Origin of the sequence: Streptosporangium sp. NPDC048047, assembly GCF_040653115.1 — a bacterium.
In the GTDB taxonomy this organism is placed as follows: domain Bacteria; phylum Actinomycetota; class Actinomycetes; order Streptosporangiales; family Streptosporangiaceae; genus Streptosporangium.
Window position 1 is genome coordinate 274096 of sequence record NZ_JBEZNH010000002.1, and the last position, 15343, is coordinate 289438.

Here is a 15343-nt window from a genome sequence, read left to right on the forward strand (position 1 = left end):
GGGTCAGGCGGGTCAGGTGCCGAAGACCTTGGTGACGGAGCCGAGATAGGCGATGATCCGCGCCGGGGCGTGGGCGTTGCGGCGCGGGACGACGCTGACGTAGGGCTGCGTCTCCGCGATCCGCAGCTCCTTGACCACCGTCGTCGGGCCGGAGTACAGCGGCTCCAGGTGCTCCGGCACCCTGATCATCGCGCAGGGCGGGACCTTGTTCGTCAGGGTGTCGGTCCTGATCAGCGCGTACATGACCATGGCCCCGCCGTCGGCGGTGCGCAGGGCGCGCACCGGGTAGCCGCTCGCGCCGAAGATCGAGTCGTAGCCCTGGCAGTCGTCCTTCTTGTACTTCGCCCGCTCGGCCGCGATCTCCTCGGCGTAGCCGGTGGTGCGCCGGCCCTTCTCGACCAGCCCGGCCGCGATCCCCCGGGTGCCCTGCTCCGCCGCGGTCGCGTGCAGCGGCGGCATCAGCCGCGGGCTGATCTCCACCGACCGGTCGTCCTGGTCGAGCGCCGTGGCGTAGCCCTCGGCGTCCTCGGCGATCTCCGGGACCCGCTCGCCCGGCTCCAGCAGCGCGGTGGAGCTCACGCACCACCTGTCGTCGCGCTCGGTCAGGGTCAGCACGGCGGTGCGGGAGCCGCCCGCGGAGTCCTCGTTGCTCACCACCGCGGCGAACCAGTACGGCGCCCGCTGGACGCGGGGGACCAGCAGCCGCGGCCGGCCCCAGGTGCGGTGGGGCGGCGCGTCACGGGAGACCTTGAAAGCGGCGAAGGTGAGGTCGTACTGCGCGTCGCAGGTCTGGGCCAGCGCGTTCCTGCGGTCGGCGCTCAGGTGCGGCGTGGCGCCGTTCAGCACGCCCTCGACGGCCAGGACGCCCTCCAGGGCCTCGTCCGCCTCCGCGAGCGTGACCGGCGGCGCGGCCAGGGCCGCGGGGGTGGAGGTCGAGCCGGGCGGCATCCCGCCCTTGAGCGGCGTCTGGTCGCCGGGGCCCGAGCAGGCCGCGGCGCAGGTCACCAGCGCGAGGGCGAGCGCGAGCGGCCCGCGTCTCCGATGTGCTCGCACTGCCGGCCTCCTCGTGGTCCCCTCGCGCGCCCATGCTAGCCACCGGCGGGACGCGAGCCGTACCCAACGGGGTTCGGCGGTCGCGTACCCTTTACAGACGTGGCAGTCATCGATCCGGCCGAAGAGATCAACGAGCTTACCGGCACGCTCGCCAGCATCCAGGACGTCCTCGACCTCGGCGTGATGCGCAAGCAGATCGAGGAGCTCGGGGAGCAGGCAGCCGCGCCCGACCTGTGGAACGACCAGGAGCGGGCCCAGCAGGTCACCAGCAGGCTCTCCTACCTCCAGGGTGAGGTCAACAGGATCGAGTCGCTGGGGCGCCGCCTGGAGGACCTGGGCGTCCTGTACGAGCTCGCCGCCGCCGAGGACGACGAGGAGACCCGCGTCGAGGCCGACCGCGAGCTGGAGTCGCTCAGGAGCGACGTCGGAGCCCTGGAGGTGCGCACCCTCCTGTCGGGCGAGTACGACGCCCGCGAGGCCGTCGTCACGATCAACTCCCAGGCAGGCGGCGTCGACGCCGCCGACTGGGCGCAGATGCTCCTGCGGATGTACCTCCGCTGGGCCGAGCGCAAGGGCTACCCGACGGAGGTCTACGAGACCTCCTACGCCGAGGAGGCCGGTATCAAGTCGGCCACCTTCACCGTCAAGGCCCCCTACGCCTACGGCACGCTCCGCGGCGAGCACGGCACCCACCGCCTGGTGCGGATCAGCCCGTTCGACAACCAGGGCCGCCGCCAGACCTCCTTCGCCGGTGTGGACGTGGTGCCGGTCGTCGAGACGACCGACCACATCGACATCAACGAGGACGACCTGCGCGTCGACGTCTACCGCTCCTCGGGGCCCGGCGGCCAGGGCGTCAACACCACCGACTCGGCGGTCCGCCTGACCCACCTGCCCACCGGGATCGTCGTCTCCTGCCAGAACGAGCGTTCGCAGCTGCAGAACAAGGCCACCGCCATGGCGGTCCTGCAGTCGAAGCTCCTGGAGCGCAAGCGGCAGGAGGAGGCCGCGGCGCTGAACGAGATCCGGGGTGAGGCCACCACGTCGTGGGGCACCCAGATCCGCAACTACGTGCTGCACCCCTACCAGATCGTCAAGGACCTCCGTACGGGCTCGGAGGCCGGCAATCCGGCCGCGGTGCTCGACGGCGACCTCGACCAGTTCATCGAGGCGGAGATCCGCTGGACGCGCCGCCAGGAGGCGGACGCCGAGTGACGGCCGGGTGACGCCGGGCGTCGGGCGACGCCGTCGGGCGTCCGGGCGGGACCGCCGTACGGCGGGGCGCCTGGGCGCCGTCCGGCGCCCGTCGGGGGCCTTCTCAGGCCCCCGTGAGGTGGTTCAGGGCCAGGGACAGCAGGAGCAGCGCGACCAGCGCCAGCAGCACCAGCGTGGCCGTCGTGCCGTCCAGGCCGTGGTGGTGCATCCGCTCGCGGGCGGCACGGCACTGAGGACAGCGGCCCTCGGCGACAGGGTGCGCGCACCGCGCGCAGACCAGGTCCTCACAGCTCATACGTCCTCCTCCTAGCCTTCAGAACCACCTTATGCGGTCGTTACCGGGCGGCCGAATCGTTTTGTTTCCGTTATGGACTTTCCAGGCCGGTCTTCCCTCTAGACTGGGCTCCGCCCACCGGAACGTCGATCGTCGGTAAAGACCGGCGCCCCCCGGCCGGCGAGAGGCGAAGGCGAAGCTCCGCCACTACCTCGACCGTCCTACCCCCTAGACTGGCATGCCGTGATGCGCCCGTGATCCATTTTGATAATGTCACCAAGGTCTACGCGAACCAGAACCGGCCCGCGTTGGACCACGTCAGCGTCGATGTCGACAAGGGTGAGTTCGTGTTCCTCGTCGGCCCCTCCGGGTCGGGGAAGTCCACCTTCCTGCGCCTGGTCCTCAAGGAGGAGCGCCCCGACTCCGGGGTGATCCAGGTGGCCGGCAAGGATCTCTCCCGGTTGACCAACTTCAAGGTGCCGCACCTGCGGCGCCGGATCGGCTGCGTGTTCCAGGACTTCCGGCTCCTCCCCAACAAGAACGTGTACGAGAACGTCGCGTTCGCCCTGGAGGTGATCGGCAAGCCGCGGCGGTTCATCCGCAAGGTCGTGCCCGAGGTCGTCGAACTCGTCGGCCTGGAGGGCAAGGCCCACCGGATGCCCGACGAGCTTTCCGGTGGTGAGCAGCAGCGGGTCGCGATGGCCCGCGCGTTCGTCAACCGGCCGATGATCCTCCTGGCCGACGAGCCCACCGGCAACATCGACCCGGCCACGAGCATCGGCATCATGAAGGTGCTCGACCGCATCAACCGGACGGGCACCACCGTCGTCATGGCCACGCACGACGCGGCCATCGTCGACTCCATGCGCAAACGCGTAGTGGAACTGGAGGACGGCAAGATCGTCCGAGACCAGTCGCGTGGCGTTTACGGCCAGGCGTACTGACACACCAGTACCGGCAGCAGCGACAGGAAGAGCATGCGGGCAAACTTCATCTTCTCCGAGGTCTGGATCGGCCTCCGGCGTAACCTCACGATGACCGTCGCGGTGATCGTGACAGTGGCGATCGGCATGGCCCTGCTGGGCGTCGGCCTGATGATCAACTCCCAGATCTCCACCATGAAGGACTTCTGGTCGGACAGGGTCGAGGTCTCGGCCTTCCTGTGCAAGAAGAACGACCCCTTCCCGCAGTGCAAGGGCAGCGGCGGGGTGAACGCCCAGGAACAGGCGGCCCTCAAGCAGCGGATCGAGTCGCTGCCCCAGGTGGAGTCGGTCTCCTTCGAGGACGCCGCGCACGCCTACGAGGTCTTCAAGTCGCAGAACGCCGGCAACACCGTGCTGCTCTCGGCGATCCGGGCCGAGGACATGCCGGAGTCGTTCCGGGTGAAGCTCAAGGACCCCGACACCTACCCCGCGGTGATCGAGCAGCTCAAGGGGGCTCCCGGCGTCTCCAACGTGGTGAACCAGAAGGAGCTCCTGGAGAAGTTCTTCGCCCTCCTGGAGAGTCTGCGCTGGGCCGCCCTGGTGATCGCCATCATCCTGGTCTTCGCGGCCACGCTGCTGATCGGCAACACCGTCCGGCTGTCGGCCTACAACCGCAGGCGCGAGACCGGGATCATGCGGCTGGTGGGCGCCTCCAACATCTACATCCAGCTCCCGTTCGTCATGGAGGGCGTCATCGCCGGCCTGATCGGCGGTGTGATGTCCGGGGTGCTGCTGATCGTCAGCAAGGTGTTCCTCTTCGACAAGGTGCAGGTCTACCTCGCCAACACCGTGCTCACCTGGGAGAAGGTGACCTCGGTCATCCTCCTCACCCTGGTCATCGGTGTGGTGATCTGTATCCTGGCGTCGTTCGTCACGCTCCGCCGCTACCTGCGGGTATGACGCCGCGATGACCCCCGCGCCGGACATGCGCGCGATCTCGGGCGCGGTACGCCGTCCCGGTCACCGGTAGGCTCGAAGGCATGCCACGTGAGACCGGGCGGAAGGTCATCGCCCAGAACAAGCGTGCCTGGCACGACTACCACATCGAGGAGACCTACGAGGCGGGCCTCGTGCTGCAGGGCACCGAGGTCAAGTCGCTCCGCCTGGGGCGGGCGTCCCTCGTCGACGGGTACGCCACGATCAAGGACGGCGAGGCCTGGCTGATCAACGTCCACATCCCCGAGTACACGATGGGGACGTGGACCAACCATGCGGCGCGCCGTACCCGGAAGCTGCTGCTCCACCGCAAGGAGCTCGACAAGCTGGCCTCCAAGACCAAGGAGGGCGGCCTCACGCTGGTGCCGCTCGCCCTGTACTTCAAGGACGGCAAGGCCAAGATCGAGATCGGCCTCGCGAAGGGCAAGAAGGACTGGGACAAGCGGCAGACGCTGGCCGAGCAGCAGGCCAAGCGGGAGATGGCGCGCGCGGTCCGGTACAGGAACAGGTAACCGTGACGAGGAAGGCTCGGCGCGCCGCCGCCGCGGCGCTCACGCTGGCCGCGACCGTCCCCCTGCTGTCGGCGTGTCTGGAGGAGCCGTCGGCCCACGAGGCGGTCCGCGACTTCCTGGTCGGCTGGCAGACGGGCGACTACGCCGCCGCCGCCAGGCGCACCGACGGCGACGAGAAGGCGGTCCGCAAGGCGCTGGAGGACGCGAAGATCCAGCTCGACGCGGCCTCGTTCCGCTTCCGGCTGACCGGCCTGCGCGCCGGGCAGGACGACCGGGACGAGCAGGCCGAGGCCGACTTCGCGGCCGAGGTCGACCTGGGGGAGAACAACCCCCTGTGGGAGTACGACGGGAGGCTGCCGCTGCGCCTGGTGAACGGCCAGTGGAAGGTGCACTGGTCGCCCAGCGTCCTCCACCCCGACCTGCACGAGGGCCAGCGGTTCGCGGTGGACATCAAGCCGCAGGGGCGCAACCCGATCCAGGACCGCACCGGCGCCCCCCTCCAGCAGGAGACCACCCTCTACGTGGCGAACGTCACGCCGGCCGAGCTGAAGAACCCGTCCGAGGTCTGCGAACGGCTGGCCAAGGTCACCGGGTTCCCGCAGGACCGCCTGCTGAGCCGGATCCGGTCGGCCCGGCCCGACGCGGCCGTGCCGCTGGCCACCTTCGGCGGCCGGCGCTACGCGCAGCTGGAGTCGCAGCTGAAGGCCATCCCGGGCATCACCATCGCCAAGGACCCGCAGCCCCTGGCGCCCGACTCGCCCAAGCAGATCGTGGGCGTCGTCTCCGCGGTCACCGCCGACCTCCAGCAGCAGCTCGGCGGCCCCCAGCGGGCGGGCGACACGGTCGGCCGCACCGGGCTGCAGAAGGCCTACCAGGAGTACCTCACCGGCTCGACCGAGACCAGCGTGATCACGCTGGACGTCAGGACGATGAAGGAGGTGGCCGAGCTGAAGAAGTGGTCCGGACGGCCCACCTCGCCGGTGCGGACCACCCTCGACCGCGGCGTCCAGAAGACGGCCGACGACGCGTTGTTCGGCGCCACGCCCGGGATGCTCGTCGCGGTGCAGGCCTCCACCGGCGAGGTGCGGGCCGTCGGCGCGACCAAGGAGTACAACCAGAAGGAGGACGCCCTGGCCGGGCGGTTCCACCCCGGCTCGGCGTTCTCGCTCATGGCCGTGGAGGGGCTGATCAAGGCGGGGACGAGCTTCAAGCAGAAGCTCGCCTGCCCCGGGGAGCGGAGCGTCGGCGGCGCCCGCTTCCGCCAGTCCGGGCCGCCCGCCCCGAGCACGCCCACCGTCCAGGGGGCGTTCGCCACCGGCTGCGTGACGGCGCTGGCCTCGCTGGCCCGCAAGGTGGACGGCGCCGAGCTGGAGGCCGGCGCGAAGAGGTTCGGCCTCGGCACGCGCTGGAACCTGCCGCTTTCGACCTTCAGCGGCTCGATACGGCCGCTGAAGGGCGACGCGGCCACGGCACGGGCCATCGTGGGTCAGAACGTGCTGGTCAGCCCGCTGACCATGGCCCTGGTGGCGGGGGCGGTCGCCTCGCCCACGGGCACCTGGCACCCGCCCGTCCTGGTCACCGACCCCAAGGAGCCCGACCCCTCGGCCGAGACCAGGCCGGCGCAGCCGCCCGCGCCGATCAAGCTCGACGACAGGACGGTCGCCACCCTCAAGACGCTCATGCGGGCCGGGGTGACCTCGGGTTCGGCCCGCGCCGCCGCGGCTCCGGGCGACCCGGTGTACGGCGTCACCGCCACCGCCATCCGCGGCCGCAAGCCCCTGTCGTGGTTCGTCGGCTGGCAGGGGGACACGGCCGTGGCGGTGCTGATGGAGAGCTCCGACCCCGCCGCGGGGGCCACCGTCGCCGGGCGGTTCTTCCGGGGGCTGCGCGCGGGCCTGTGACCCGCCGCACGCGGGAGCCGGCCGTGTCACCGGCCTCGCACGCATTCCCGGCGACAATCTCGCCGCCCCGAGCAACCATCGGGCGCCCGCGCTGCGTCCTTCCAGGTGACCGGGCACCGCCTGGGGGGTTGCGGGCCCGGTCACTGTGATGGGACCGGGGCCTCGTCTCGGGGAGGCCCCGTCGGCCCGGACCGGCTCGACCCTGCCGGTCGATCCCGGGGGCGCGCGGCGCGACGCCCGCGCCCCCAGGATTTTTGGATCTTCCCGCCCGGAAGGGCTCCCGGGCGGGAATCAGGTTGGCATCGACGGTGTTGTTACGGGTATCTTCGGATAGCCCGCCCTTCGGGGCCGGGTTGACAACTCAACAGGGGGGTGACTGGTTTCGACTTTGGCTTTGCATCTCAGGGGAAGCGGGTCGAGGACTGCGGACATAACCTCGTTAACACTGTGACCGCGACCAACAAGTGCCAATAAGACGCACTCCGAGGTCAGCCAGGGCAACCTGGCCCTCGCCGCCTAAGCAGCGAGTGACCTCTGCCGGCCCGGGAGCGCCTCCGGCCCGGATCCGGCATCGCTAGGAGGCTCAACCGATCGACCCGGCCACGGGGGAGATCGGGAAATCTAACAGTGGCTGAGCCCGTCGGCGACTTGCCTGCGTGATCGCCGGGGCTGAGAAAAGCACAGCGGGCTGCACCCGGAGAAGCCCTGTTTTGGAGCTGAAGGACGCGGGTTCGATTCCCGCCACCTCCACCACCCCGTGAAGAAGCCCGCCGGGGCGAGTAGCACTCGCCCCGGCGGGCTTCTTCGCATCCGTCCGCCCCTCAGACGGGACGGATGAGACCTCGGCTCGGCTTCGCATCCGTCCGCCCCCTCGGGCGGGACGGATGCGATCTCGGCGACGTCCACACCGCGGGCCCGCGGGATCTCCCCGGTCCGTTCCTTCGGGTGCGGCCTTCCCGACTTTCCCGGCCGTCCGGCGAACCGTGCGGTGCGCAGGGCAGGGCCGGACGTGAGAGCAGCGCGTGAGAATCGTGCTGGAAAGCTACGCTAAGCCCGATGAATCCTTCGGAACGGGGCATATCGGCCGAGCAGCCCGCCATCGGCGGGTACCTGCTCCGGCGGGTGCTCGGGCGCGGCGGCATGGGCACCGTCCACCTGGCGACCTCCCCGACCGGGGCGCTGGCCGCGGTGAAGGTGATCAACCCGGAGCTGGCCCGCGACCCGGATTTCCGCAGGCGCTTCCGGCGCGAGGTCGACGCGGCCCGCCGGGTGGCCCGGTTCTGCACGGCTCCGGTGCTGGACGCGGGCGTCGAGGGGGACGTCGCCTACCTCGTCACCGAGTACGTCAAGGGACCCGACCTGGCGCGGGCCGTACGGGAGCGGGGGCCGATGACCGGCTCCGACCTGGAGGCGCTGGCGGTCGGGGTCGCGGTGGCGCTGAACGCGATCCACGGGGCCGGAGTGATCCACCGGGATCTCAAGCCGTCGAACGTGCTGCTCTCCCCGATGGGACCGCGCGTGATCGACTTCGGGATCGCGAAGCTGGTGGACGGCGAGAACCTGACCAGCCAGGTGATCCTGGGAACCCCGGCGTTCATGGCTCCCGAGCAGGTGCGCGGAGAGGAACTCACCCCCGCGGCCGACGTCTACGCGTGGGGCGGCGTCATCGTCTTCGCGGGGACCGGGCGGCTGCCGTTCGGCGGCGGGGCCCCGGCGGAGGTCCTCTACCGGATCGTCAACGAAGGCCCCCGGCTCGACGGCCTGGACGAGCGGATGCGCGGTGTCGTCGAGCGGGCCATGGCCAAGGACCCCGCCAGGCGGCCGAGTGCCCGGGAACTGCTCGCCGAACTGGTCGGCGGGCCGGAGCTCACCCCGGACACGGCCACCCGGGTCGTCGAGCGCACCTGGACCGGCGGCGTCACGGGGACCGGTCCCGGCCCCCGGTACGGCACGGCCCCCGCCCCCGGGTCCGTCCCCGCCCCCGGGTCCGCCCTCGCCCCCGGGTCCGCCCCCGGGCCCGGGGCGGCCCTTGACCGCGGGTTCGCGTCCGAGCCGCCGCCCGGTCACGCGCCCGGCGCGGTGGCCGGCCCTCCGTCCGCCTCCGGTACGGCGGACGCCCGCGCCCCGCGGCCGGCGCCCGCCACGAGCGGGTGGGGCGGCCCACCGGCGTCCCCTGCCTCGCCCGGCACGGCCGGTACCGCGCCTGACACGGCCGGGCGGGACGAGCCCCGGGCCGCCGGGCGCGGACGGCGGATCCGGCCGGCGGCCCGTCTGGCCGCCGCGGCGGTGGCGGTGACGGTGGTGGCCGGCGGGGCGGTGTGGTGGGCGACGACCCGGCCGGGCGGGCAGTGGTCGTTCCAGGCCGGCTTCGGCGACGCCCGGCACCCCTGGTCGGAGGGGACCACCGACGCCGGAAGCGCGCGGGTGACCGATGGCGCCTACCTCCTGTCGGTGAACCCGGGGTGGCGGCTGTGGAAGTCGGCGCCCGTGCCGGACGAGCCCGAGACGGGAACGGTCGTCACCGGTTCGGCCAGGCTGACGGACGGAACCGGCGAGTTCGGCGTCTGGTGCCGGGGCGGCGCGGGAGGCGGCGACCGCTACGAGTTCGCGGTCGGCTCCGCGGGAACGGTGTCGATCACCAAGCGGCGGGCGGGCCGCCCGCCCGCCGTCCTCTACGGTCCCGTCAAGAACGCGGAGGTCAGGGCGTCGGCGGACAATCGCGTCGTCGCCGAGTGCCGTCCCGACGGGCGGAGGATCGCGCTGCGCATGTGGGTCAACGAGGGCTTCGCCGGTGAGGCCGTCGACAGTGATCCGTACGGTCCCGGGCAGACCGGCGTGTACGCGGCGCCGTACGGTGACGCGGTGGTGCGGGTCCGGTTCGCCTCGTTCGGCGCGCGCCCGGCAGGGGACTGACCCGTGCGGTTCGGCGTTCTGGGACCGCTGGAGGTCCGTGACGGCGGCCGTGACCTGACGCCGGGCCCGGCCAAGCACCGGGCGGTCCTGGCGGCGCTGCTGCTGAACGCCGGGCGCGTCGTCACGCTCGACCGCCTGGCCGCCGCGGTGTGGGACGAGGGACCACCGGCCTCGGCGGAGGCGGTCCTGCGGGTCTACGTGAGCGCGCTGCGCCGGTCGCTGGGCGCCGCGACGATCCGGACGGCCCCCGGCGGCTACCTGGCCGACGTCGATCCCGTCCAGGTGGACGCGCACCTGTTCGGCCGCCTGGTGGAGCGGGCCCGCCGGGCGCGCGACGCGGGAGCCGCAGCCGAGGCCGCCGAGGGGCTGCGTGAGGCCCTGCGGCTGTGGCGCGGACCGGCGCTGGCCGGCGTCGACTCGGCCGAGCTGTGGCGGACGCAGGCCGTACGCCTCGAGGAGGCGCGTCTCGCCGCCACCGAGGAGCGGATCGACCTCGACCTGGCGCTCGGCCGCCACGGGGAGGTCGTCGGCGAGCTTCGCGCGCTCGTCGCCGCCTACCCGCTCAGGGAGCGGTCCTGGGCACAGCTGATCCTCGCGCTGGCCCGGGCGGGCAGGCGGTCGGAGGCGCTCGCCGCCTACCAGGACGCCCGCCGCGTTCTGGTGGACGAGCTGGGACTGGAGCCCGGGGCGGAGCTGCGCGCGGCCCACGACAGCGTGCTGGCCGGGCCGGAGCCGCACGCGGCCCGCGTGCCGGCCGGGCCGTACGGCGCGCACACCGCGCACGTCGCCGGGGGAACCGCCGGGGGACACGGCTCGCCGCGGGGGCACGGGCCGGGCGGCGGAGGTCCCGTCCCGCAGGAGACGCCGCCCGACATCGCGGACTTCACCGGCCGCGCGGCGGTGATGGACTGGATCGCCCGTGAGGCCCCCGACACGGACGGCGCCCCGGTTCACCTGGTGCTGCACGGTCCGGCCGGGGCGGGGAAGACCGCCGTGGCGGTCCACGCCGCCACGGTGCTGGGCGGGGACTTCCCCGACGGGCGCCTGCACGCCGCGCTGAGGGCCGGGGGAGACCGCCCGGCGGCTCCGGGCGCCGTGCTGGAGGACCTGCTGCGCTCGCTGGGCTGCCCCGAAGGCGCGGTCCCGGCGGGCATCGAGGATCGGGTGCGGCTCTACCGCAGCATGGTGTCCGGCCGGAGGCTGCTGGTGGTGCTGGACGACGCGGTCGGTGAGGCGCAGGTCAGACCGCTGCTTCCGACGGGACGCGGCTGCCTGACGCTGGTGACCAGCAGGTCGCCGCTGTACGGGCTGGAGGCGTCCCGCGCCTTCGAGCTGGAGGTCCTCGACGAGGCGGAGGCGACGGCGATGCTGGCCGGGGTGGTCGGCGCGTCACGCGTCCGGGCCGAGCCGGAGGCCGCGCGGCGGATCGCCGTGTCGTGCGGCGGGCTGCCCCTGGCGCTGCGGATCGCGGGCTCCAGGCTGGCGCGGCGTCCCGGCTGGACGCTGGCGCACCTGGCCGGGCGGCTGGAGGATGAGCGGGGGCGGCTGGACGAGCTGACCGCGGGCGACCTGGCCGTGCGGAGCAGCCTCGCCCTGGGCTACCGCGACCTGGCCGAGGAGGAGCGGCGTCTGCTGCGCCGCCTCGGGGCGCTGTCGGCGCCGGACGTCGCGCCGTGGGCGGCCGCGGCGGTCTTCGGGGCCGTGCGGGTGGACCGGGAACTGGAGGAGCTGACCCGCGCGGGGTTGCTGCAGGCGCGGGGGCTGGACGACGCGGGGCAGGAACGCTACGGCCGCCACGACCTCACCCGTCTCTACGCCGCCGAACGCCTCGCCGAGGAGGAGGGGACGGCGGAGCGGGTGCTCGCCGTACTCGCCCGGGAGGTCCTGGACCGGGTCCGGCGGGCCCGCGCGCTGCTGCTGCCGGCCGAGCCGGGCACCGGCCGGACGCTGGCCCGCACGACGGAGCGGGGGCTCGCCCCCGAGACCGTCCACCTGCGCGAGCCGGTCCGGTGGCTCGCCGCCGAACGCGGGTTCCTGGTCGCGGCCGTCGCGGACTTCCACCGGGCGGGACTGGACGAGGCGGCCTGGCGGCTGGCCTTCTACCTGACGCCGTTCTTCGAGTTGCGCGCGCATCGGGAGGATTGGCACGCGACGAACCGGATCGGTCTCGCGGCCGCCCGGCGGGCGGGCCACCGCCACGGCGAGGCGCTGCTGCGCCGGGCGCTGGCCGACCTGCACCGGGCCGAGGGGCGGCTGGACGACGCCGCGCGGGAGCTCGGGGAGTCGCTGTCGTGTTTCCGCGAGCTGGGCGACGGGCCGGAGGCGGCACGCGCCCGGTACCGGCTCGGTCTGGTCCTTCTCGCGCGGGGGGAACCGGTGGAGGCGGAACGGTGCCTGTCGGAGTGCCTGGCGGAGTTCGAGGCGGCCGGCGACGCGCGCGGCCGGGCGGACGCGCTGCGCGCGCTGGGCTCCGTACGGCGGGCCGAGCCCCTGCTGGCGGCCGCTCTCGACGCCTACCGTGAGCTGGGCGACCCCCGGGGTGAGGCGGCGGCGCTGCGCGACCTGGCCCGGACGCACCTGGAGGGGCGGCGCGTGGCCGCGGCGCGCGACCGCGTCGAGCGCGCCCTGCGGATCGACCGGAGGCTGGGCGACCGGTTGCCGGAGGCGGCGGGCCTGCTGCTGCTGGCGCGGGTGGCGCGCGCGGAGGGGCTGCCGGAGCCGGCGCGCGCGGCGGCGGGGGAGGCTTCGTCGATCTTCAGGGAGTACGGTGACCGCCGGGGCGCGGCCCGCGCGGCCCTCGTCCTCGCGGGGGCGCACCTCGACCTCGACGAGGTGGATGAGGCGTTCGCGATCGTCTCCGCCGCCATGGAGGAGCTCGGCGTCCTCGGTGACCGGCAGGGCCTGGGCGAGGCCCGGGAGCTCGCGGGTGAGGCGCGCCGACGGCGCGGCCTGCGGCTGTAGCGGACCGGTTATAGGGGACTATACGGATCCTTAAGGTCGTCTCGGTAGGTTCGGGACCGACACCGACCCCGACGAACAGAGGTGACCCAGGATGCGAAGGAAGATCGCCGTCGCGGTGGCCGTACCCGGACTCGCGCTGGCCCTGACGGCGTGCGGCGCGCTCGACGGCCTGCAGCCGGGCGGCGGCGGTCAGGAGCGCCAGGCCCGGTCCGCGCAGGCGGAGGCGGCGGAGACGGGCGGCGAGGCGTCGCGGGACGGCGGGACCGAGACGGCGGAGCCGGGCGACCAGGCTTCGCCGGACACGCGGGCCAGCGCCCCCGTCCAGCAGGGAACGGTGATCGCCACTCGCGCCGCCAAGGCCGAGGGCACCGAGCTGACCGCGGACATCACGGGACTCAAGCGGCAGGGCCGGCTGATCACACTGAGCTGGACCATCACCAACACCGGTGACACCGACTGGAGCATGAGCAGCAGCATGGGGGACACACCCGCCTATCTCGGCCTGACGGTGGCCGGGGTGAGTCTCGTCGACCCGGCCAACGCCAAGCGCTACCGGGTGGCTCGCACGGGCGAGGGCTCCGATACGAAGTGCGTGTGCTCGGCGTACGAGAACTCGATCGACGCGGGGGAGGTCGCCACGATGTACGCGACGTACGCCGCGCCGCCGCCGGACGTGCAGAAGATCAACGTCGAGATGCCGGTCCTCGGGGTGTTCACCGATGTCCCGATCTCCTGAGCGCGCCCGCCGCGCCCTGACGGCCGCGGTGCTGACGGCGGCGCTGGCGGCAGGGCTCGCCGCCGGGACCGCGTCGCCGGTGCTGGCGGAGCCGGACCCGCCGGACGGCACCACGGCCCCGGTCGACGACATCGCCCTGCCCGTCGAGGACATCCTCGCCGAGACCGAGTCCCTGGACGGCAGCGAGAGCGAGTCGAAAACCGGTGAGACGGTCACCCTGGCGATCACCAGTGACGTGCTGTTCGCACTGGACCGCGCCTCCCTCACCTCCGGGGCGTCGGCGCGGCTGCGCGGGGTGGCGGACCGGATCGCGGCGGAGTCGGCCGGCGGGGTGGTCAAGGTCGTGGGGCACACCGACGACCAGGGGGCGGACGCCTACAACGACCGGCTGTCCCTGCGGCGGGCGCAGGCCGTGCGGCGGGCGCTGCTGCCGCTGCTGGCCGGGCGGAACGTGACCTTCCAGGCCACCGGCCGCGGCGAGCGGGAACCGAAGGCGCCCAACGTCGTCGACGGCAGGCCGTCCGAGGAGAACCGGGCCAGGAACCGCCGCGTCGAGCTCGTCTTCACCGCCGGCTGACCCCGGCACCCGCCCCGTGCCGTTCGCCGGGGGGGCGCCGCTCCCGCCGGGTGCCCGAGGGCCGGGTCAGCCGGCGCCGGGGAGTTCGCTCAGGGTCACGGTGACGGCGGTGGTGGAGCCGTCCGTGCGGCGCAGCTCCACCCGGGCCCGGTCGCCGGGGTCGAGGCCGGCGAGGACCTCCGAGAGCGCCTGCGTCGTCGGGGTGGCGGTGCCGTTGATGGAGACGATCAGGTCGCCCGTCCTGATCCCCGCCCGCGCGGCGCTGCCGCCGGGGTCGACCCGTACGACGCCGGTTCCCGCCGGCAGGCCGTCGGAGCCGATCACGGTCTGCACGGTGACGCCGAGGGCGGCCCGGCGGGTGTTGACGACCTTGCCCTTCTCGATGATCTGCCGGGTGATGTCCACGGCGGTGTCGGAGGGGATCGCGAAGCCGATGCCGGCCGCCTGGCCGCCCCCCAGCTCGGGGTTGACGGCGGTGAGGGTGGGGATGCCGATGACCCTCCCCGAGAGGTCGACCAGGGCGCCGCCGCTGTTGCCCGGGTTGATCGCCGCCGACGTCTGGACGGCGTTGGTGATCGTCGCGGCGGGGCCCTCGCCGTCGGCGGGTTCGGTGACCGTACGGCCCAGCGCGGAGACGATCCCGTCGGTGACGCTGCCGGACAGGCCCAGCGGGTTGCCCATGGCGAGGACGAACTGGCCGACCCGCAGACGGCTGGAGTCGCCGAACGCGGCGGGCCGCAGCCCCCTGGGGTCGTCCACCTTGATCACGGCCAGGTCGCCCAGCTCGAAGGAGCTGACCAGCCTGGCCGCCCGGGGCGGGCCGCCGCTGGCGAGCGTCACCTGGAAGCGCCTGGCCCGGCCGACCACGTGGGCGTTGGTCACGATGTGCCCGGCGGTGTCGTAGACGACCCCGGAGCCGAGACCCTCCCTCGTGGTGATCTGCACGATCGACGGCAGCACCGCGGTGATGACCTGCTCGTAGGCCGCCTGGAGGGACTGCGGCGAGACCGGCGTCCCGGGGCCGGCGGGCGTGCCGGTCGGGGAGGCGGGGAGCCCGCCGGCCGTGGCGGTCGGCGGGCTCCCCGGCGGTCCGCCGGCCGAGCCGGAGACCGAGTCGGAGACCGAGCCGCTCAGCCCCGTCCCGCCGGTCCCGCCGCAGCCCGCGAGCGCCACGGCGACGGCGATGGTGACGGCCGCCGGCAGCGCGGCCCGCGATGTCGATCTCCCCATGTGGGGATATCTTCCCGGACACCGGCGGCGGTACCCTGCCGAGGTTTTGATC

12 protein-coding genes and 1 other RNA gene are annotated in these 15343 nt (G+C 73.4%); 10 read left to right on the top strand and 3 right to left on the bottom strand.

Features of this window, described 5'->3' with window-relative positions:
• Nucleotides 1-12 precede the first annotated feature (12 nt).
• On the bottom strand, nucleotides 13-1053 hold the full coding sequence (locus AB0D67_RS02985; RefSeq protein ID WP_362929225.1) for a hypothetical protein: 1041 nt from the start codon (nucleotides 1051-1053) through the stop codon (nucleotides 13-15).
• Nucleotides 1054-1152: 99 nt separating this feature from the next.
• Between AB0D67_RS02985 and prfB the strand changes: the two genes are divergently transcribed.
• Nucleotides 1153-2268, top strand: coding sequence for a peptide chain release factor 2 (prfB, locus tag AB0D67_RS02990; protein ID WP_362929227.1), 1116 nt, complete (start codon nucleotides 1153-1155; stop codon nucleotides 2266-2268).
• 103 nt (nucleotides 2269-2371) lie between these two features.
• On the opposite strand, the gene AB0D67_RS02995 is transcribed toward prfB, so the two are convergent.
• Nucleotides 2372-2563 carry a hypothetical protein gene (locus AB0D67_RS02995; protein ID WP_362929229.1) on the bottom strand — a complete coding sequence of 64 codons (192 nt, stop codon included), beginning with the start codon at nucleotides 2561-2563 and terminating at the stop codon, nucleotides 2372-2374.
• Nucleotides 2564-2796: 233 nt separating this feature from the next.
• Between AB0D67_RS02995 and ftsE the strand changes: the two genes are divergently transcribed.
• The 9 genes from ftsE (at nucleotide 2797) to AB0D67_RS03040 (ending at nucleotide 14061) form a co-directional block, all read left to right on the top strand.
• Nucleotides 2797-3486 (top strand): cell division ATP-binding protein FtsE, encoded by a 690-nt coding sequence (gene ftsE / locus AB0D67_RS03000; RefSeq protein WP_362929231.1) that lies wholly within the window; start codon nucleotides 2797-2799, stop codon nucleotides 3484-3486.
• Nucleotides 3487-3519: 33 nt separating this feature from the next.
• On the top strand, nucleotides 3520-4425 hold the full coding sequence (gene ftsX / locus AB0D67_RS03005; protein ID WP_362929233.1) for a permease-like cell division protein FtsX: 906 nt from the start codon (nucleotides 3520-3522) through the stop codon (nucleotides 4423-4425).
• Between the two features lie 80 nt (nucleotides 4426-4505).
• Complete coding sequence (gene smpB, locus AB0D67_RS03010; RefSeq protein WP_362929235.1) at nucleotides 4506-4973, top strand: SsrA-binding protein SmpB; 468 nt, start codon at nucleotides 4506-4508, stop codon at nucleotides 4971-4973.
• A gap of 2 nt (nucleotides 4974-4975) precedes the next feature.
• Nucleotides 4976-6874, top strand: coding sequence for a penicillin-binding transpeptidase domain-containing protein (locus AB0D67_RS03015; protein ID WP_362929237.1), 1899 nt, complete (start codon nucleotides 4976-4978; stop codon nucleotides 6872-6874).
• Nucleotides 6875-7242: 368 nt separating this feature from the next.
• Nucleotides 7243-7627, top strand: a transfer-messenger RNA (tmRNA) gene (gene ssrA, locus AB0D67_RS03020).
• A gap of 303 nt (nucleotides 7628-7930) precedes the next feature.
• The gene (locus AB0D67_RS03025) at nucleotides 7931-9787 is read left to right on the top strand and encodes a protein kinase (protein WP_362929239.1); all 1857 of its coding nucleotides are present in this window, start codon (nucleotides 7931-7933) and stop codon (nucleotides 9785-9787) included.
• 3 nt (nucleotides 9788-9790) lie between these two features.
• Nucleotides 9791-12748: a BTAD domain-containing putative transcriptional regulator gene (locus tag AB0D67_RS03030; protein ID WP_362929241.1), complete on the top strand. Its 2958-nt coding sequence runs from the start codon at nucleotides 9791-9793 to the stop codon at nucleotides 12746-12748.
• 91 nt (nucleotides 12749-12839) lie between these two features.
• Nucleotides 12840-13484: a hypothetical protein gene (locus AB0D67_RS03035; protein ID WP_362929243.1), complete on the top strand. Its 645-nt coding sequence runs from the start codon at nucleotides 12840-12842 to the stop codon at nucleotides 13482-13484.
• A complete protein-coding gene (locus AB0D67_RS03040; protein ID WP_362929245.1) occupies nucleotides 13468-14061 on the top strand; it encodes an OmpA family protein in 594 nt (197 codons plus the stop codon). The genes AB0D67_RS03035 and AB0D67_RS03040 overlap by 17 nt, the downstream gene beginning before the upstream one ends.
• A gap of 66 nt (nucleotides 14062-14127) precedes the next feature.
• On the opposite strand, the gene AB0D67_RS03045 is transcribed toward AB0D67_RS03040, so the two are convergent.
• Complete coding sequence (locus tag AB0D67_RS03045) at nucleotides 14128-15291, bottom strand: trypsin-like peptidase domain-containing protein (RefSeq protein ID WP_362929247.1); 1164 nt, start codon at nucleotides 15289-15291, stop codon at nucleotides 14128-14130.
• Between the last annotated feature and the right edge of the window lie 52 nt (nucleotides 15292-15343).

Excerpts from the sequence above, each read along its gene's own strand:
- smpB (WP_362929235.1), top strand. The coding sequence starts at position 4,506 with ATGCCACGTGAGACCGGGCGGAAGGTCATCGCCCAGAACAAGCGTGCC.
- AB0D67_RS02995 (WP_362929229.1), bottom strand. The coding sequence starts at position 2,563 with ATGAGCTGTGAGGACCTGGTCTGCGCGCGGTGCGCGCACCCTGTCGCC.
- AB0D67_RS03035 (WP_362929243.1), top strand. The coding sequence starts at position 12,840 with ATGCGAAGGAAGATCGCCGTCGCGGTGGCCGTACCCGGACTCGCGCTG.
- AB0D67_RS03025 (WP_362929239.1), top strand. The coding sequence starts at position 7,931 with ATGAATCCTTCGGAACGGGGCATATCGGCCGAGCAGCCCGCCATCGGC.
- AB0D67_RS03045 (WP_362929247.1), bottom strand. The coding sequence starts at position 15,291 with ATGGGGAGATCGACATCGCGGGCCGCGCTGCCGGCGGCCGTCACCATC.
- ftsX (WP_362929233.1), top strand. The coding sequence starts at position 3,520 with ATGCGGGCAAACTTCATCTTCTCCGAGGTCTGGATCGGCCTCCGGCGT.
- AB0D67_RS03040 (WP_362929245.1), top strand. The coding sequence starts at position 13,468 with ATGTCCCGATCTCCTGAGCGCGCCCGCCGCGCCCTGACGGCCGCGGTG.